Origin of the sequence: Streptococcus oralis (assembly GCF_001075875.1) — a bacterium.
GTDB classification, from domain to species: Bacteria; Bacillota; Bacilli; order Lactobacillales; family Streptococcaceae; genus Streptococcus; species Streptococcus oralis_I.
The window spans coordinates 1-695 of the sequence record NZ_JUOS01000056.1 but is presented as its reverse complement, the minus strand read 5'-3'; the positions used below and the strand labels follow the sequence as shown (position 1 = coordinate 695).

Here is a 695-nt window from a genome sequence, read left to right as displayed (position 1 = left end):
TATGACCCATAAAATCTCCTTTTGAAATGAATGGTGACCATAGCTTTGCTTACATTATATCAAATATTTGAGAGATTCGGTAAGATAAAAAAATCTTATATATACAAATACTAAGTAAATAAGTTCTATAATTCTTATATTCGATACACCTTCAATAAATACCATGTAGCTAAATATAATATAGAGAAATCTCATAGGCCCTATAACAAGAGAGATTAAACCATTATTTAAAGCTAACCTATAATACAGCTAAATGATTATCCAAGCTTACAGGAAATTAAAGAAAAGATCATTAACGCATTGAAACAATAAAATATAAATGAAAAATAGAAGCTAGGAAAAGTCACGAAATCATTAAACAATACTTTTATACTCCATGACTTTAATAAAATTAAACCAAGACTCTTCCTAAACTTGAAAACAAAAAGAGCGAACCATTTTGATTCGCTCCAGATAGTAAGAATTCATCACTCAACCACAGTTGTAAAAGAGAGCAAATTAGATAATTAAGGGCACAAAAAAAGAGCTAACAAGCTCTAATTACGGAGAATAAGGGATTCGAACCCTTGCGCCAGTTACCCGACCTAACGATTTAGCAAACCGTCCTCTTCAGCCTCTTGAGTAATTCTCCTATTAATGGGCACGAGTGGACTCGAACCACCGACCTCACGCTTATCAGGCGTGCGCTCTAACCA

General features: G+C 33.2%; 1 tRNA gene. It reads right to left on the bottom strand.

Annotated features, from left to right (window positions below):
• Window positions 1–543 precede the first annotated feature (543 nt).
• Window positions 544–631 (bottom strand) — tRNA-Ser (locus tag ADM33_RS03645).
• Between the last annotated feature and the right edge of the window lie 64 nt (window positions 632–695).